The organism is Pseudomonas sp. FeS53a, assembly GCF_000931385.1.
Lineage (GTDB): Bacteria > Pseudomonadota > Gammaproteobacteria > Pseudomonadales > Pseudomonadaceae > Metapseudomonas > Metapseudomonas otitidis.
This window is the reverse complement of sequence record NZ_JYFT01000052.1, coordinates 1-17,290: the sequence shown is the minus strand read 5'-3', so window position 1 is coordinate 17,290 and position 17,290 is coordinate 1. Positions and strand designations below refer to the sequence as shown.

12 protein-coding genes are annotated in these 17,290 nt (G+C 69.2%); 6 read left to right on the top strand and 6 right to left on the bottom strand.

The annotated features are described in order from the left end of the window. Nucleotides 1–18 precede the first annotated feature (18 nt). From SZ55_RS14905 to tagQ, 5 genes are all read left to right on the top strand, one after another. Nucleotides 19–3,144, top strand: coding sequence for a serine/threonine-protein kinase (locus tag SZ55_RS14905; protein WP_044407495.1), 3,126 nt, complete (start codon nucleotides 19–21; stop codon nucleotides 3,142–3,144). Further along, on the top strand, nucleotides 3,144–3,860 hold the full coding sequence (locus SZ55_RS14900) for an ABC transporter ATP-binding protein (protein ID WP_044407492.1): 717 nt from the start codon (nucleotides 3,144–3,146) through the stop codon (nucleotides 3,858–3,860). The genes SZ55_RS14905 and SZ55_RS14900 overlap by 1 nt, the downstream gene beginning before the upstream one ends. After that, nucleotides 3,860–5,059: an ABC transporter permease gene (locus SZ55_RS14895; protein WP_044407489.1), complete on the top strand. Its 1,200-nt coding sequence runs from the start codon at nucleotides 3,860–3,862 to the stop codon at nucleotides 5,057–5,059. Before SZ55_RS14900 ends, SZ55_RS14895 begins: the two co-directional genes overlap by 1 nt. Continuing rightward, a complete protein-coding gene (locus SZ55_RS14890; protein WP_044407486.1) occupies nucleotides 5,052–6,749 on the top strand; it encodes a formylglycine-generating enzyme family protein in 1,698 nt (565 codons plus the stop codon). The genes SZ55_RS14895 and SZ55_RS14890 overlap by 8 nt, the downstream gene beginning before the upstream one ends. 116 nt (nucleotides 6,750–6,865) lie before the next feature. Further along, nucleotides 6,866–7,861 carry a type VI secretion system-associated lipoprotein TagQ gene (gene tagQ, locus SZ55_RS14885; RefSeq protein WP_044407483.1) on the top strand — a complete coding sequence of 332 codons (996 nt, stop codon included), beginning with the start codon at nucleotides 6,866–6,868 and terminating at the stop codon, nucleotides 7,859–7,861. Between the two features lie 97 nt (nucleotides 7,862–7,958). Here tagQ and SZ55_RS14880 read toward each other — a convergent pair whose 3' ends face one another. Then, on the bottom strand, nucleotides 7,959–8,183 hold the full coding sequence (locus SZ55_RS14880; protein ID WP_044407480.1) for a YdcH family protein: 225 nt from the start codon (nucleotides 8,181–8,183) through the stop codon (nucleotides 7,959–7,961). A 223-nt stretch (nucleotides 8,184–8,406) separates the two neighbouring features. Here SZ55_RS14880 and SZ55_RS14875 point away from each other — a divergent pair, with 223 nt between their 5' ends. Further along, nucleotides 8,407–9,630 (top strand): hypothetical protein, encoded by a 1,224-nt coding sequence (locus tag SZ55_RS14875; protein WP_044407477.1) that lies wholly within the window; start codon nucleotides 8,407–8,409, stop codon nucleotides 9,628–9,630. Nucleotides 9,631–9,739: 109 nt separating this feature from the next. Here SZ55_RS14875 and SZ55_RS14870 read toward each other — a convergent pair whose 3' ends face one another. The 5 genes from SZ55_RS14870 to gspL form a co-directional block, all read right to left on the bottom strand. Further along, entirely contained in the window at nucleotides 9,740–11,134 is a 1,395-nt protein-coding gene (locus SZ55_RS14870) for an efflux transporter outer membrane subunit (protein WP_044407474.1), read from the bottom strand. Then, complete coding sequence (locus SZ55_RS14865) at nucleotides 11,131–14,319, bottom strand: efflux RND transporter permease subunit (protein ID WP_044407471.1); 3,189 nt, start codon at nucleotides 14,317–14,319, stop codon at nucleotides 11,131–11,133. Before SZ55_RS14865 ends, SZ55_RS14870 begins: the two co-directional genes overlap by 4 nt. 11 nt (nucleotides 14,320–14,330) lie before the next feature. Then, entirely contained in the window at nucleotides 14,331–15,572 is a 1,242-nt protein-coding gene (gene mexE, locus SZ55_RS14860; RefSeq protein WP_044407468.1) for a multidrug efflux RND transporter periplasmic adaptor subunit MexE, read from the bottom strand. A 146-nt stretch (nucleotides 15,573–15,718) separates the two neighbouring features. After that, nucleotides 15,719–16,192 (bottom strand): type II secretion system protein GspM, encoded by a 474-nt coding sequence (gene gspM, locus SZ55_RS14855; RefSeq protein WP_044407465.1) that lies wholly within the window; start codon nucleotides 16,190–16,192, stop codon nucleotides 15,719–15,721. Between the two features lie 14 nt (nucleotides 16,193–16,206). After that, nucleotides 16,207–17,290 (bottom strand): type II secretion system protein GspL (gene gspL / locus SZ55_RS14850; protein WP_236692430.1); only part of this gene is annotated, 1,084 nt, incomplete at its 5' end.

Sequence of the window (17,290 nt, the reverse complement as noted above, 5' to 3'; positions counted from 1 at the left end):
AAAGAAAAAAAGACCAGCATGGACATTCAGATTCCGGGGTACGAGATCGAGCGCGAACTGGGCGATGGCGCGATGGCCGTCGTCTACCTGGCGACCCAGCGCTCGCTGGAACGCAAGGTGGCGCTGAAGGTGATGGCCGCTGCGCTGGCCAACGACGCCAGCTTCTGCGAGCGCTTCCTGCGCGAGGGCAAGACCCTGGCGCGGCTGTCGCACCCGCACACCGTGACCATCTACGACATCGGCAACGTCGGCAGCCTGTACTACATGGCCATGGAGTACCTGCCCAACGGCACCCTGAAGGAGCGTATCGCCGCCGGCCTGAGCCCCGAGCAGGGCCTGGTGTGGTTGCGCCAGATCGCCTCGGCGCTGGGCTACGCCCATGCCCAGGGCCTGGTGCACCGTGACGTCAAGCCGGCCAACATACTGTTCCGCGCCGACGGCGGCGCGGTGCTCTCCGACTTCGGCATCGCCAAGGCGCTGGACGACCGCACCCAGTTCACCCAGGCCGGCTTCGCCGTCGGCACCCCCAGCTACATGAGCCCCGAGCAGGCCCGTGGCCAGGAGATCGACGGCCGCGCCGACCTCTACGCCCTGGGCGTGGTGCTCTACGAGATCCTCACCGGGCAGCTGCCCTACGTGGGCACCGATTCGCTGTCCACCGCCCTGGCGCACATCACCCAGCCGCTGCCGGAGCTGCCCATTGCCCAGGGCCGCTACCAGGAGATCCTCACCCGGCTGCTGGCCAAGGACCCGAACGACCGCTACCCCGACGCCGCCGCGCTGATCGCCGCCCTCGACCGCCTGCCGGCTGCGCCCGTGGCGCCGGTTGCCGACGACAACGAAGCGACCCAGTTCCGCCCGCTGGACCTGCCCGGCACCTCCGCCAGTGCGGTGAACCCGCCAGCCGCCAGCGGCATGACCGGGCTGACCCCGGTCACCGTCTCCTTTCCCGACGCCGCCACCCAGGTGCCGCCCGCACCGCCGGTGGCGGACAGCGGCGCCGGCCGCAAGCGCGAATCGGTACTGGACACCGAGATGGTCGCCACGCAGAAGCCCGAAGGGCAGAGCCGTGCGCCGCTGATCGTCGCCGCCGGCCTGGCCGCCCTCGGCGTTGCCGCCCTGGGGGGCGGTGGCTACTGGTGGCTCAACCGCGGTGGCGAGAGCGCGCCGCCGGTGGTGCAGGTGCGGGATGACAGCAACACGGCGCCGACCACCGGCACCCCGTCCACGCCCGATACCCCCACGGCCACGGTAGCGACCCAGGCCACCCCGGCGACCGACGTGCAGGGCGGCGACCGCCCGCTGCTGATGGCCGGCAAGAAGACCCTCTTCGAACGCGTGCTGAGCAAGCCCGGCGCACGCTTCGCCAGCCAGGCCGGTGGCCAGGGCGACGGCGAGGCGGTGCCGGCCTTCTCGGTGTTCTACGTGTATGCCCGCCAGGTGGTGAACGGCACCCCCTGGGTGGAAGTGGGCGCCTCCAGCGATGGCCACCGCGACGGCTGGCTGCCCCTGGACAAGGTCAGCGACTGGAAGCAGAGCCTGGTGCTGAAGTTCACCGAGCGTTCGGGCCGTTCGCCGGTGATGTTCCTGCGTGATGCCAACCAGGTGGAGCAGTTCCTCATGGACTCGGCCAAGGCCCGCAACGCGGTGCACCAGGCCCAGTTCGGCGACGCCACCGACCCCGAGCTGGTGGCCATCGAGCCGCCGGCCAGCGCCGTGCCCCAGGACCAGTTCTACCTGCTGCCGATCTTCGACGCGCGGGAGAGCTTCGACAGCAACGGCCAGCCGGTGCAGGTGCTCAACGTCGCCTCCATCGACCCGGGCGACACCCCGCGCAAGCAGGGTGACGGCAAGCCCGCCGCAGCGGCCTCGTCGGACGCCTTCCGCACCGGCATCGTGCTGGTGGTGGACACCTCCGTTTCCATGCAGCCCTACATCGACCGCGTGCGTGATGTGGTCCACCAGCTCCACGGCGAGATCGCCGCGCGGGGCGAGCTGGACAGCGTCAGCTTCGGCATGGTCGGGTTCCGCAACAACACCGACAAGACGCCGGGCCTGCAGTACACCGCCAAGACCCTGGTCAGCCTGGAGGAGGGCCGCGACCCGGCGCGCTTCCTGGAACTGGCCCAGCAGGTCAAGGCCACCAACGTCTCCAGCCACGACTTCAACGAAGACGCCTTCGCCGGCGTGATGCAGGCCGTCGACGGCATGGACTGGAGCGGCTACGGCGGCCGCCTGATCCTGCTGGTCAGCGATGCCGGCGCACTGCGCAAGAGCGACCCGCTGGGCCAGACCCACATGAACGAGGCCGAGGTGCGCGAAGCGGCGCTGCGCAAGCAGATCAAGATCTACGCCCTGCACCTGAAGACCGACGCCGGCAAGAAGAACCACGGCTTCGCCGAGCAGCAGTACCGCGTGCTCACCGCCGACGCCAACCCGCAGATCGGCGACCTGTACATCCCCGTGGGCGGCGGCGACGTGAAGAAGTTCGGCGAGAGCGTCAACGAGATCGCCAGCACCTTCGCCGACCTGGTGCACAAGGTGCGCAGCAACGCCGAGCTGGAGGCGCCCACCGGCGGCGCCAGCATCGCCGCCAAGACCGAGGCGGTGGGCTACGCCATGCACATGGACTTCCTCGGCCACCGCAACCAGGCCCGTGCCCCGCAACTGGTCACCGCCTGGACCTCCGATCGCGACCTGACCAACCCGCAGCTGCCGGCCTTCCAGGTCTGTGCGCTGCTCACCAAGCTGCAGCTCAACGACCTGCAGCAGGCGCTCAAGGTGATCGTCGACGCCGCGCGCCGCACCCAGAGCTCGCCCAAGGACTTCTTCCAGGAAATCGCCAGCGCCAGCGCCTACATGAGCCGCGACCCGGCCAAGCTGACCCAGGGCGGCAACCTGGCCGAGAGCGGCCTGCTGGGCGAGTACCTGGACGGCCTGCCGTACCGCAGCAAGGCGCTGAACATGAGCCAGGACCTGTGGCTGTCGCTGTCGGTGGCCGAGCAGGAAGACTTCATCGACGAGCTGGAATCGAAGATCCGCCTCTACGAGACCTTCCACAACGACACCGCCAACTGGGTGCGCTTCGGCGACGCCGCCCCCGGTGACGCCCTCTACCGCGTGCCGCTGTCGACGCTGCCCTGATGCTGCGCATCCGCGACCTGCGCAAGACGCGCGGGCAGGGCAGCCAGCGCTACAGCCTGGAGATCCCCCGGCTGGACCTGCGCGGCGGCCAGCGCCTGGCCCTGGTCGGCCCCAGCGGCAGCGGCAAGAGCACCGTGCTCGACCTGCTGGCCCTGGTGCTGTCGCCGGAACCGGGCGCGCTGATGGAGTTCGACGACGCCGGCAGCCAGCACGACCTCGCCGCGCTCTGGCGTGACGGCCGGCAGGACGCCCTGGCGGCCCTGCGCGGTCGCGCCATCGGCTACGTGCTGCAGACCGGTGGACTGCTCGGTTACCTCGACGTGGCCGGCAACATCGGCTTGCCTCGGCGTCTGCTGGGCCTGCCGGAGAACGGCAGCGTCGAGCGCCTGGCCAAGCAGCTGGAGATCGCCGACCAGCTGCACAAGCGCCCGGCGGCACTCTCCGTCGGCCAGCGCCAGCGGGTCGGCATCGCCCGTGCCCTGGCGCACCAGCCGCGCCTGCTGCTGGCCGACGAGCCCACCGCCTCGCTGGACCCGCTCAACGCCGAGCGGGTCATGCACCTGTTGGTGGAGCAGGCCGAGTACCGCGAGTTGTGCCTGGTGGTGGCCACCCACGACCACGCCCTGGCCGAACGCGCCGGGCTGGTGCCGCTGCCTATCGGCCTGCAGCGCGGCGCTGATGGTGGCGTCACCGCGACCCTGGCGGAGGCCCGCTGATGCGCGGCGCGCTGCTGGCCGGCCTGGCCTGGGACGACTACCGCGACGAGGCGCGCCTGTCGCTGTGCGCGGTGCTGGCGCTGGTGGCCGTGGTGGCGCCCTTGCTGGTGCTGTTCGGCCTCAAGCACGGCCTGGTCAGCACCCTCACCGAGCGCCTGGAGCGTGACCCGGCCGTGCGCGAGGTGATCCCCCTGGGCGGTGCGCGGTTCAGCCTGGCGGGCATCGCCGAGCTGGCGGCCCGGCCCGACGTGGCCTTCGTGGTGCCCCGCACCCGGCAGATCGCTGCCACTGCCGACCTCTACGCCGACGACAGCGCGCAGCCGCTCACCGTGGAGATGGTTCCCAGCGCCGAGGGCGACCCGCTGGTGAATGCCGCGCAATTGCCCGGCGCCGACGAGGTGGTGCTCAGCCAGCGCGCCGCCGAGCGCCTCGGGGTGCAGGCCGGGGCGCTGCTCACCGCCGCCTTCGGCCGCGCCAGCAACGGCCAGCCGGAATTCCAGCGCACGCGCCTGCGGGTCAAGGCGGTGCTGCCCCTGGAGGCCTACCCACGCCCGGCACTGTTCGCCCGGCTCGACCTGCTGGAAGCGGTGGAGGACTACCGCGACGGCCTGGCCGTGCCGCGCTTCGGCTGGCCGGGCGTCGAGGCCGGCGCCACGCGGGCGCGGGTCTACCCCGGTTTCCGTCTCTACGCCCGCGACCTGGATGCGGTGGAGCCGCTGCGGCTGTACTTCGCCGAGCGCGGCCTGGAGGTTTCCACCCAGGCCCAGGCCATCGCCCAGGTGCGCGCCCTGAGCCGCAACCTGACCCTGGTGTTCTGGGTCATCGCGGCGCTCGCCCTGGCCGGCGCCTTCGCCGCCATGGCGGCGAGCACCCTGGCGGCGGTGGAACGCAAGCGCCGCGACCTCTCGGTGCTGCGCCTGCTGGGCTTCCCGACCTTCGGCCTGGTGCTGTTCGTGGTGCTCCAGGCGCTCTATACGGGGCTGATCGCCCTGGTGCTCGCCGGCCTGCTGTACCTGGCGGCCGAGAGTGGCTTGAACCAGCTGTTCCAGTCGGCCGAGGGCGAACAGGCCTGCCGGCTGGAACTCTCCCATTACCTGCTGGCGCTGCTGGCGACCCTCGGCTGCAGCGCCCTGGCCGCTGCCACCGGTGGGTGGCGCGCGGCCCGCATCGAAGCCTCGGAAGGACTACGTGATGTCTAAGCTGCTGACAGTCGCATTTTCACTGTCCCTGGTCGCCGCCGTGGCCCAGGCCGACCCGGACCCGCTCTACAACCCCAAGCCGATGGACGACGACGTGCTGCTGCCGTTGCCCTGCGAGGGGCACATGGCCTTCCGCTACGTCTACGTGCTGGCCAAGGGCGCACTGGACGACCGCGAGGTGAGCCTCGGCTACCCCTTCAGCGAAGGCGAGACGGGCTACCAGCAGTCGTTCATCTCCGGCTACCGGCGCGACTACATCAACGGCCAGTTCACCCTCAACGACCTGCCCAAGCCCTGGCAGGCGAAGGTCGGCCCCGGCCTGCCCAAGCCGGAGAAGGGCACGCTGCTCAAGCCCATGCTGTATTTCGTCGGCAAGTACGAGGTGACCCAGCGCCAGTACGACCTGGTGATGGCCCAGGCGCCGTCCCTGGCCGGCCAGGGCGAGCCGCCGGCGTGCGAGCCGGCCCAGCCGGGCATGGCGGCGCGGCTGCCGAAGGTCAACCTGTCGCACTTCGACGCCGAGCGCTTCGCCGCCGTCTACAGCGCTTGGCTGCTGAAGAACCACCGCGACCTGCTGCCGGTCAGCGGCCGGGGCACCAAGGCGGAAGAGGGCGGGGTCGCATTCGTGCGCCTGCCCACCGAAGTGGAATGGGAATACGCCGCCCGTGGCGCCCATGCCGTCAGCCGCCAGGAGCTGGAAGCCCGGCTGTTCCCGCGCAAGCAGGAAGGTGCCGAGGGGGACGGCCCGCTGGCCGACTGGGCGGTGTTCAACCAGGTGGCCGGCGGCACCGGCCAGGCGGCGCGGCTGTTGCCGGTGGGCCTGAAGAAGCCCAACCCGATCGGCCTGTTCGATGTGATCGGCAACGCCGCGGAGATGGTCCAGGAGTCCTTCCAGCTGGTGCATGCGGGGCGTCGCCAGGGAACCTACGGCGGCTTCGTGGTCAAAGGCGGCAACTACCTGGAAGGTGAAATGACGTTGTTCACCGGCATGCGCCGCGAGTACCCCCTGTTCGCCGCCGACGGCACCGAGCAGCGCAACGAGACCACGGGCTTTCGCGTGGCCATCGGCGCACTCTCGGCCCCGCGCTCGCGCTACAAGGAGCTGTTCGAGCAATGGAAGGCCGAAGGCCGCTCCTCGTCCCTCACCGACGAGATCAGCGAAGACCAGGACCCCACCCGACTGCTCGACAGCGTGATCGCCAGCAGCACCGACCCGGAGCTGCAGGGGCGCCTGGCGCTGGTCAACGAGGAGCTCAAGCGCAACATCTCGCTGATCGCGAAACAGCGTGAGGAGGCCGCGGGCAACCTGATACAGTCCGCCGCCCTGGTGGCCGAGACCATCAACAACTACAACATCCGCCTGACCAACCTGAAGAAGAGCCGCGACCAGGCCCAGGCGGCCAAGGACGAGAACGCCGCCAAGCTCTACGAGAGCGCGATGACCAACGGACGTACGGCGCTCGACGGCGCCCTGGCGATCTATATTGACAACCTGGCCACCGGCACCCGCTATACCGACGCGGTGATCCAGGCGCAGTTCCAGCGAACCAAGGAGGAACTCAACCGAAACCCGGTATTGGGCAAGAGCCTCGTGAACCGGGCCACGCTTTTCGTCAAGCATGTCAGCCAATATCGGCAACAGCGCAAGGCGGACAAGGACGTGATTCTGAAAGAACTGCTCGGCCCCTGAGCGTCGGTCGGCAACGACCCGGTACCCAGGCAGGGCACAGGGATGAAGATCAGGCGGACGACCGTGCGTTCGCATGAACCAGGACAACTCATAGAACGAGAGCAATGACCATGGCTATGGCTACTCCACGCAACATTCCGGCTTTCTCCGCGGTGCGCACTGCGCTGATCACCGCCGTCACCTGCACCAGCGTCCTGCTCACCGGCTGTGCCGGCATGGGGTCGCCCAGCTCCAAGGTTGCCGCCACCACCAAGGCGGAGTACTACCCGCAGTGCTACCAGCCGGTGAGCCAGCTGCGTGCCTCCGACCAGGCAGTGACCCAGTCCGTGGCCACCGGCGCCATCGCCGGCGGTGTGATCGGCGCTCTGGCGGGCGGCCTGTCCAGTGACGAGCACGCCGGTCGCAACGCCCTGATCGGTGCCGCCGGTGGCGCACTGGTGGGTGGTGCAGCCGGTTACTACACCGCGCGCCAGCAGCAGATCGCCGACGACAACGCGCGCATCGCCTCCTACGCCGCCGACATTGACAGCAGCAGCGGCGAACTGGACCGCAGCATCCGCTACGCCAGCGCCGCCCAGAGCTGCTACCAGCGCGAATTCAACAACCTGATGAGCGCCCGCAAGTCGAAGAGCATCAGCGACAGCGAAGGTCGCCTGCGCATGGCCGAGATCGTGGCCGGCCTGCAGGAAACCAACGCCCTGATGGCTGCCGTGGACGGCCGTGCCGGCGAGAACATCAACACCTACACCCAGGCCTACGAGCGTGACCTGCAGACCGTGGGCGTCGAGCGCCAGACCGTGACCCAGGTGGTCGCCGCCGAGAACCCGGTGAGCGTCGCCAGCCAGGGCGGCAAGGCCACCGGCACCAAGGCGTCCGGAAGCAAAACTTCCACCAGCAAGGCGTCCACCACCAAGACCGGCACCAAGGCGACCACCGCCGCCGCGAAGAAGGTGCCGAAGGAAGCCGTGGCCACCGAGCGCACCCTGCAGAAGGCCGAGGCCAAGCGTGCCGAAAGCCAGAAGGTCGCCAGCCAGGGCGCGACCATGGTCAGCGACGTGTGCAACAGCCCCGATATGGGTGACTGGGCGCCGGCCAGCTGCTCCAAGGCCTGAGTGTGAGTGGCGGGCCTTTGGCGGCCCGCCCTTTGGCCGCTGCCTGCGTGCAGGAGGTTTGCATGCAGGCAGCGGGATAGGCGGGTTGGGGTGAGTGTCAGGGTGTTTGTTGCGAGTGCTGCTTGAGAATCTCGTACAGCTCTTCTTTCAGTTTGAGTTTCTGTTTTTTCAGGTCTCTTACTTCGTTGCTGTAATCACTGGCGTTGTGTTTTTCCAGTTTCGTTATCTCCTCATCCAACGCATTGTGCTGGTCGAACTTCTTCTGGAAGTGAGCATCGGTGTGTTTGAGTTTCGTGATCAGCGTTCTGTATTCGGGAAACATGGACGGCGAATCTCCTGGGTTCGTTTGAGGGCAGCTGTTACCACGCTATGCCTTCGCCACCGAGGATTTGCTGACCCTTGTCAACGTGCCCATTTCCAATGAGGCTGTATTCGTCACTCTTAGTGGGTTCTGCTCGGGTTGGTGCGGCTGTGCCGGTCCTGTAGGGTTGCGCACGGAGAATGGCTCCTCCTGAGTCCATCGCCTGATTTCTTTTGGTAAAGCCATGGCATTGCTCGACTTCCTCTTCAACCGCAAGCCCTCGCCGGATGCCTTCGCCGCGCTGTTCGAGTCCGCGGCCCGCAAGGCCGGCTTCAAGGGCGAGATGCACTACAGCCCCCGCGACTTCCGCCTCAACTACGGCGAGAGCGCCTTCTTCAACCTGCACAACGCCTACCGCGAGTACTGCAACGCTCGGGGGCCGGGCCGGCGCAAGGCGCTGCAGGGCTACATCGCCGCCTTGTGCGACAACCAGCGTTCCCTGGTCATGCCGCTGGACGAGGCACGCCCGCTGCTGCTGCCGGTGGTGCGCAGCCTCGGCACCCTGGAAGAGGTGCGCCTGCACCACGTGCGCACCGACGGCCACGACAATGACTTCCACCCGGCCTACCTGCCCCTGGGCATGGACGCTGCCGTGCTGCTGGCCATCGACCACCCCGAGTCCACCGCCACCCTGGTGAAAGGGCCGGACCGCAGCTGGGACATCCGCCTGGAGGAGGGCATCGCCATCGCCCTCACCAACCTGCGCGACACCACCGCAGACAGCTTCATCCAGCCGGCACCCGGGGTCTTCCAGGGCGCCTGGGGCGACGGCTACGACACCAGCCGCATCCTCCTGCCCGACGTGCTCGAGCGGCTGCCGCTCAAGGGCCGCCCGGTGTTCATGATCCCCACCCGCGACGTGCTGCTGGTCACCGGCGACCGCGACGGGCATGGTCTGGCCAGCCTGGTGACGCTCAGCCTGGAGGCGATGGAGAAGGGTCGGATCCTCTCGGCGGGCCTGTACTGCTACGAAAACGCCAAGGTAGTGCCCCACAGCGTGCACAACCCATTGCTCCAGGCCAGCCTGGAACGGCTGCGCAAGCTCTACACCAAGAGCGAGTACGACGCCCAGAAGCAGTCACTGGACCTGATCAACGAAGACAACGCCGTGGACATCTTCGTCGCCAGCTACCTGCTGTTCGCCAGCCAGCAGGACCCGGAGCAGCTGTTCTCCCTCAGCACCTGGACCCGTGGCGTCGACACGCTGCTCCCGGTCACCGAGCGCCTCATGCTGGTCCGCCCCGAAGGCGACACCGGCAACGCCCAGACCCGCATGGTCGCCTGGGACCAGGCCCTGGAACTGCTGGGCGAGTACCTGGAGCCCGTGCCCGGCTACTACCCACCGCGTTACCGCACCCTGGGCTTCCCCGAACCGAGCCGCGCCGAGCTGCTGGACGAGCTGAGCTGACGCGCAACCCCCAGGCCACGTCCAATCGGCCACTCAAAAAAATCCCGCACCCGAGTGGCTCGGGGCGGGATGAAATGCCGACCGGGGGGCGGTCGGGCAAGGGCAACACTCAGGCCTGGGGCTGCCAGCCGCCGCCGAGGGCCTTGTAGATGGCGACGATGCCGCTGTAGAGCTCCACTTCGGCCTGGGCCTGGGCGTCTTCGGCGGCCAGGCGTTCGCGTTCGGCGTCCAGCAGCACGAGGAAGTCCACGGTGCCTTCGCGGTAGCGCACGGCGGCCTGTTCGGCGGCTGCGCGGGTGGCTTCCGACTGGCGCACCAGGGCGACCAGGCGTTGCTGGCGCTTGCCGTAGTCGCTGAAGGCGTTCTCGGACTCTTCCAGGGCCAGCAGCACCTGCTGTTCATAGCTGGCCAGGGCGCCGTCGGCCTCGGCTTCGGCGCCGCGCAGGCGGGCGCGGACGCTGCCGAGGTCGAAGGCGGCCCAGCTGATGGTGGGCGCCACGCCCCAGGCGCGAGCGGCGGAGGAGCCGATCTGCGAGCCGCGTCCGGCGGTGAAGCCGAGGAAGCCGGAGAGGCTGACCCGGGGGAACAGATCCGCCGTGGCCACGCCGACGTTGGCGGTGGCAGCGGCCAGGCGCCGTTCGGCGGCGGCGACATCCGGGCGGCGACGCAGCAGTTCGGCGGGGTCGCCGATGGGCAGTTGCTTGGCGATCACCGGCAGCGGCTTGGGCGACAGGTCCACGCTGAGTTGGTCCGGGCGCTGGCCGAGGAGGGTGGCGATGCGGTTGCGGGCGCGGCTGGCGATGGCCTGCAGTTGCGGCAGGGTGGCTTCGGTGGCGGCCAGGCGGCCGTCGGCGCGCAGCACGTCCAGCTCGCTGCCGACGCCGGCGTCGCGCAGTTGCTCGGTGAGGCCACGGGACTCCTGCTGGTTCTTCAGGTTTTCGCGGGCGATGCCCTCGCGCAGCTGGGCGCCGCGCAGGGTGCCGTAGGCGTCCACCAGTTCGGCGATGAGGCTGACCTGCAACTGCTGCAGGTCGGCCTGGGCGGCGCCGGCTTCGGCGTCGCTGGCCTCGATCTGGCGCTGGATGCGGCCGAACAGGTCCAGTTCCCAGGCCATGTCCAGGCCCAGGTCGTAGCGCTCGGTGGTCACCCGGTCCTCGGTCTGGCCGGGCTGCTGGGCCTTGCCGCCCTGAGCGGCGGCGCGGCTGGTGATCACCGGCAACTGATCGTTGCCGACGTCGTCACGGATGGCACGGGCAGCGCGCAGGCGGGCGAAGGCCACGCGCAGCTCGCGGTTCTGTTCGAGGGACTGCTGCACCAGCTGGTTCAGGGTCGGGTCGTCGAACTGCTGCCACCAGAGGCTCTCGAAGTGCGAACGGTCGACCGGGGTGGCCTCGGCCGAGGCGAGCCGCGCGGGCTCGCTCTCGGGGGCCTTGTAGTCCGGGCCCACGGCACAGGCGGATAGCGCCAGTGCCAGCAGGGCAGGGGCGAATGCCTTGTTGATCATGCGTGCAGTTCCTTGAGTTTCTGGGCCTTGGCCGCCTTGCGCGCTTCACCTTTCTCGACGAAGCCGCGGATCAGCACATAGAACACCGGGGTCAGCAGCAGGCCGAAGAAGGTCACGCCGATCATCCCGCTGAACACCGCGACGCCCATGGCGTGGCGCATTTCCGCGCCGGCACCGGAGGACAGCACCAGGGGCACCACGCCCATGATGAAGGCGATGGAGGTCATCAGGATCGGGCGCAGACGCAGGCGGCAGGCTTCCAGCACCGCGGCCAGGCGGTCGAGGCCTTCTTCCTGTTTCTCCTTGGCGAACTCGACGATGAGGATGGCGTTCTTGCACGCCAGGCCCACCAGTACGATCAGGCCGATCTGGGTGAAGATGTTGTTGTCGCTGCCGGCGAGGATCACCCCGACGATGGCGGAGAACAGCACGGTCGGAACGATCAGGATCACCGCCAGCGGCAGGCTCCAGCTTTCGTACTGGGCGGCCAGCACCAGGAAGGCCAGCAGCACGCAGAGCGGGAAGATGAAGATCGCGGTGTTGCCGGCGAGGATCTGCTGGTAGGTCAGGTCCGTCCACTCGTAGGTCATGCCGTTGGGCAGTTCTTCCTTGAGCAGCTTGGCGATGGCGTCCTCGGCCTGGCCGGAGCTGTAGCCGGGGGCGGCAGCGCCGTTGATCTCGGCGGTGATGAAGCCGTTGTAGTGCATGACGCGGTCCGGGCCCGAGCTGTTGTCGACCTTGACGAAGGTGGACAGCGGGATCATCTCGCCCCGGTTGTTGCGCACCTTCAGCTGGCCGATCTGCTCGGGCTCCAGGCGGAACGGTTGGTCAGCCTGGACGTTGACCTGGTAGGTGCGGCCGAAGCGGTTGAAGTCGTTGGCGTACAGCGAACCCAGGTACACCTGCATGGTGTCGAAGATGTCGCTGATGGCCACGCCGTGGGTCTTGGCCTTCTCGCGGTCGATGGCGGCATCCACCTGGGGCACGTTGACCTGGTAGCTGGTGAACACCGACATGGGGTTCAGCTCCTGCAGCTGGCGCGCCTTGGCGATGATGTTCTGGGTCTGCTTGTACAGCTCCTCGTAGCCCAGCCCGCCACGGTCCTCCACCTGCAGGCGGAAGCCGCCGATGGTGCCGAGGCCCTGCACGGGCGGCGGCGGGAAGATGGCGATGTAGGCGTCCTGGATCCCGGCGAACTCCTGGTTCAGCGCGGCGGCGATGGCCCCGGCGGACATGGACGGGTCCTTGCGCTCATCGAAGGGCTTGAGCGGGGTGAACACGATGCCGCTGTTGGGGCTGTTGGTGAAGCCGTTGATCGACAGGCCGGGGAAGGCCACGGTGTTCTCCACGCCCGGGTGCTTGGCGGCGATCTCGGACATGCGCTTGATCACCGCTTCGGTGCGGTCCAGGGTCGCGGCGTCCGGCAGCTGGGCGAAGGCCACCAGGTACTGCTTGTCCTGCTGCGGCACGAAGCCGGTGGGGGTGCTGGAGAAGCCCAGGTAGCCGCCCAGCAGCAGGCCGCCGTAGACCAGCATGGCGATGCTGCTGCCGCGCAGCACACGGCGCACGGTACCGACGTAGCCCTTGCCGGCGCGGTCGAAGAAGCGGTTGAACGGGCCGAACAGCCAGCCTCCGAAGAGCCGGTCCAGCAGGCGCGAGAAGCGGTCCTTGGGTGCGTGGTGGTCCTTCAGCAGCACGGCGGCCAGGGCCGGCGACAGGGTCAGGGAGTTGAACGCCGAGATCACCGTGGAGATGGCGATGGTCAGCGCGAACTGCTGGTAGAACTGCCCGGTGAGGCCGGAGATGAAGGCGGTGGGCACGAACACCGCGCACAGCACCAGGGCGGTGGCGACGATGGGGCCGGTCACTTCCTTCATGGCCTGGCGGGTGGCCTCCACCGGCGACTTGCCGAGGCCGATGTTCCGCTCGACGTTCTCTACGACCACGATGGCGTCGTCCACCACGATGCCGATGGCCAGCACCAGGCCGAACAGCGACAGGGCGTTGAGGGAGAAGCCGAACAGGTGCATCACTGCGAAGGTGCCGATCAGCGACACCGGCACGGCGGCCAGCGGGATGATCGAGGCGCGCCAGGTCTGCAGGAACAGGATCACCACCAGCACCACCAGCACGATGGCTTCGAGCAGGGTGTGCACCACCGCCTCGATTGAGCCGCGCACGAAGATGGTCGGGTCATAGACGATTTCGTAGTCCATGCCCTGGGGGAAGCCCTGCTTCAGCTCGGCCATGCGCTGGCGCACCGCATCGGAGATGGCGATGGCGTTGGAGCCAGGGCGCTGGAACACCGGGATGGCCACCGCCGGCTGGTTGTTCAGCAGCGAGCGCAGGGCGTACTGGTTGGAGCCCAGCTCGACCCGGGCGATGTCCCGCAGGCGGGTGATTTCGCCGTCGTCGCCGGCGCGGATGATGATGTTCTCGAACTCTTCCTCGGTGACCAGGCGGCCCTGGGTGTTGATCGAGAGCTGGAAGCTGTTGCCGGCATCCGACGGCGGTGCGCCGAGGGCACCGGCGGCGACCTGGCGGTTCTGTTCGCGGATGGCGTTGACCACGTCAGTGGCGGTCAGGTTGCGCGAGGCCACCTTGTTCGGGTCCAGCCACACGCGCAGGGAGTAGTTGCCCATGCCGAACAGCTGCACGTCGCCCACGCCGTCCAGGCGCGCCAGCTCGTCCTTGACGTTGAGCGCGGCGTAGTTGGACAGGTAGAGCATGTCGTAGCGCTGATCCGGCGAGGTCAGGTGCACCACCATGGTCAGGTCCGGGGAGGCCTTGTCCACGGTCACGCCGAGCCGCTGCACTTCGGTGGGCAGGGTGGGCATGGTGCGGGTGACGCGGTTCTGCACCTGCACCTGGGCGTTGTCCAGGTCGGTGCCGAGGGCGAAGGTCACGGTGAGGGTGAGCTTGCCGTCGTTGGTGGACTGGGAGGACATGTAGAGCATGCCTTCCACGCCGACGATGGCCTGCTCCAGCGGCGAGGCCACGGTTTCACCGATCACCTTGGGGTTGGCGCCGGGGAAGTTGGCGCGCACCACCACCGTGGGCGGCACCACTTCCGGGTATTCGCTGATGGGCAGCTGGAACAGCGAGATGGCGCCGCCGATCAGGATCAGCAGCGACAGCACGGCGGCGAAGATCGGCCGCTTGATGAAGAACTGGGAAAAATTCATGGCGTACTACCTCAGCCGCGCGGGCTGACGGAGGGTTTTGCGTTCTGTTCGGCCACGCGCGGGGCATCGCGGCCTTCCACCGAGCGGCGCAGGTCGTCCAGGCGGGCGAGGGTCTTGTCGTCGGCCATGGGCACCGCCTGCGGGTCCACGGTGGCGCCGGGCATGGCGCGCTGCAGGCCGTTGACGACGATCTTCTCGCCCTTGGCGAGGCCCGTGCGGATGATGCGCAGGCCTTCCACCTTCGGGCCCAGCTCCACCGGGCGGTAGCTCACGGTGTTGTTGTCGCCCAGCACCAGCACGTACTTCTTGCCGAGGTCGGTGCCGATGGCTTCGTCCTTCACCAGGGCGGCGGGGTAGGTGTCGCTGCCCACCAGCTTGACCCGGGCATAGAGGCCGGGGGTGAACTGGCCGTCGGCGTTGTCGAACACGGCGCGGCCACGGATGGTGCCGGTGCGCGGGTTGACCTGGTTGTCGAGGAAGTCCAGCTGGCCCTGGTGCGGGTTGCCGGCCTCGCTGGACAGGCCCAGGTACACCGGGCTGGCGCCACGGGCGTCGGCGCCGGCCTTGCGGGCCAGCTCCACGTACTTGAGGAACACGCGCTCGTCGGCGTCGAAGTAGGCGTAGACCTTGTCGGTGGAGACCACGGAGGTCAGCAGCGATTCGCCGGCGTTGACCAGGTTGCCTTCGGTGATCTCGGCACGGCTGACGCGGCCGTCGATGGGCGCGGTGACGCGGGTGAAGCCGAGGTTGAGGCGGGCGTTGTCCAGTTGCGCCTGGATCGCGGCGACATTGGCCTGGGCCTCGGCGGCGGCGCTGGTGCGGGCGTCGGCCAGCTCGGCGGAGATGGCGTTGCTCTGGCGCAGGCGGTCACCACGGCGGGCTTCGTTCTGGGCGCGGTTGAGGCCGGCGCGGGCCTGCTGCAGCTGGGCTTCCAGGCGTTTCACTTCGGCCTGGAAGGGGCGCGGGTCGATCTGGAAGAGCAGGTCGCCCTTCTTCACCAGGCCGCCTTCGTGGAAGGCCACCTTGTCGATGTAGCCGGAGACGCGGGGACGGATCTCGACGGATTCGGGGGCTTCCAGGCGCCCGGTGAATTCATCCCATTCGTTGATCGGCTGCTGCAGCACTTCGGCAACGCTGACCTTGGCGGCGGCCTGGTTCATCGGGGCCTCGGGCGTCTTGCCGCAGGCCGCGAGCACCAGCATTGCGGCGAGGGTAAGGCCGGTGCGCCAGGGTTTGTGGGGGGTCTGTTCCATGTGTAGCTCCGCCAGTTGGACTTGTGAGTGGGCGGAGTCTGCGTCGCGGGGCTGAGCGGAACGAATCGAACGCTACGAAGGTGACTATCACTCTCAGTGATGAATGGTTCCGGGAGCGCCTCCGGGCGTCGCCGGAGGCACTGGCATCAGTGCCCCGGCTCCACCAGCAGGCGGGCGCGGGCGAGGGCGTCGGGGTTCACTTCAAGGCCCAGGCGGGTGACCCGGGCGCCGGCCCGCTCCACGCTCTGCAGCCAGCCCAGCAGGGCGTCGAGGCTGCCTTCAAGGGTGAGGTGGATGGCGCCGCCGGCTTCGTTGTCCATGCGCTCGATGTTCAGCTGCGCTTCGGCGCCGGAGCGGGCCAGCAGGCCGGGCAGGGCCTTGGCGTCCAGGCTGGCGCGGGGGGCGCTGGCGGGCAGGCGGGTGAGGTCGAAGCGCAGCATCTGCGCCTGCTGGTACTGCTGCTGGGCGTGCTGCAGGGCGGCACGCTCCGGTTGCAGGAGCAGGGTCCAGGCCAGCACGGGGGTGAGGAACAGCACGAGCAGCAGCAGGGCGCGGCGTTCACGGGGTGGCAACTGGTCCCAGCGCTGGCGCAAAGGGGCGGTGAGGGTGGCGGGCGACATGGGGGCTCCTCGGGTCAGGGGGTGGCGATCTGCAGGCGCGCGCTGACGCCCTGGGCGTCACGGGCGCCGGCGTCGGACTGCACCGCCAGGCCCTGGCCGGTGAGCCCTTCGCGCAGGCGTTCGAGGTCGGCGAAGGAAGCGCTGCCGACCCGCAGGGTCCAGCCTTCGCCAGCCTGGTAGTCGAGCCGCTGGACCTTGGCCAGGGCGCCGCCGCCGGCACTCCAGGTGCGCGCCAGGTGCTCCAGGCTGCGGGCCAGGTCGGCGTCGGGCTGATCGGCCTTGGCCAGGCGGGCGCGCACCTGGCGCTCCAGGTCCACCACGCGGGGCTCGTCGGGCACGCGGGCCTGCCACTGGGCGAGGTTCTCGGCCTCCAGGGTGGCGGTGGCCTGCTCCAGGGCCTGGCGCTGCATGCGGTCATGCAGCCATTGGCCGCTGCCGGCGAGCACCAGCAGCAGGGCCAGGGTGCCCCAGGGCATGGCACGGCGGTCGCCACCGGCGAACTCGCCCTGGCGCAGGTCGATGGCCTGGCGGCTGCCTTCGGCCAGCAGCGCCCAGGGTTCGTCTTCCCGCTGCTGCAGGTCGCTGGGCAGCAGCGCGGCGCTGGCGGCCAGGGTTTCGTCGTCCAGGGCATCGCAGAGGCCGGGGGCGCCGCCCACCAGCCAGCGACCGGCACAGCGCAGGGCCAGGGGTTGGCCGGGGGGCAGGCAGTCGGCGTCGAGGTGGATGCGCCGGGGCGTCAGCCCCACGGCGGACAGGCGTTCCAGGCAGGCGCTGAGCCAGGCGCGGTCGAGGGCGATCACCCGGCACTGGCGACCCTGTTGCAGCGGCCCCTGGGCCAGGTGCAGGCGGTCCAGGTCGTCCAGCAGGCGTTCTTCCAGGGCGGAGCGCACCGCTTGGCGCAGCCAGCGACCGCTGCGCGCCGGGACCTCGACGCTGTGCAGGCTGGCAGCCTCGGCGGGCAGCAGCAGGGTCAGGGCGTGGCCGGCCAGTGCCTCGGCGGCCTGCTCCAGGTTGCCCTGGGCGGGGGCGCCGGTGGCCGTCCACCAGGTGGCGGGGCTGTCGGCGGCGGGGGTGGACAGGTGGAGCCAGGCGTGCACG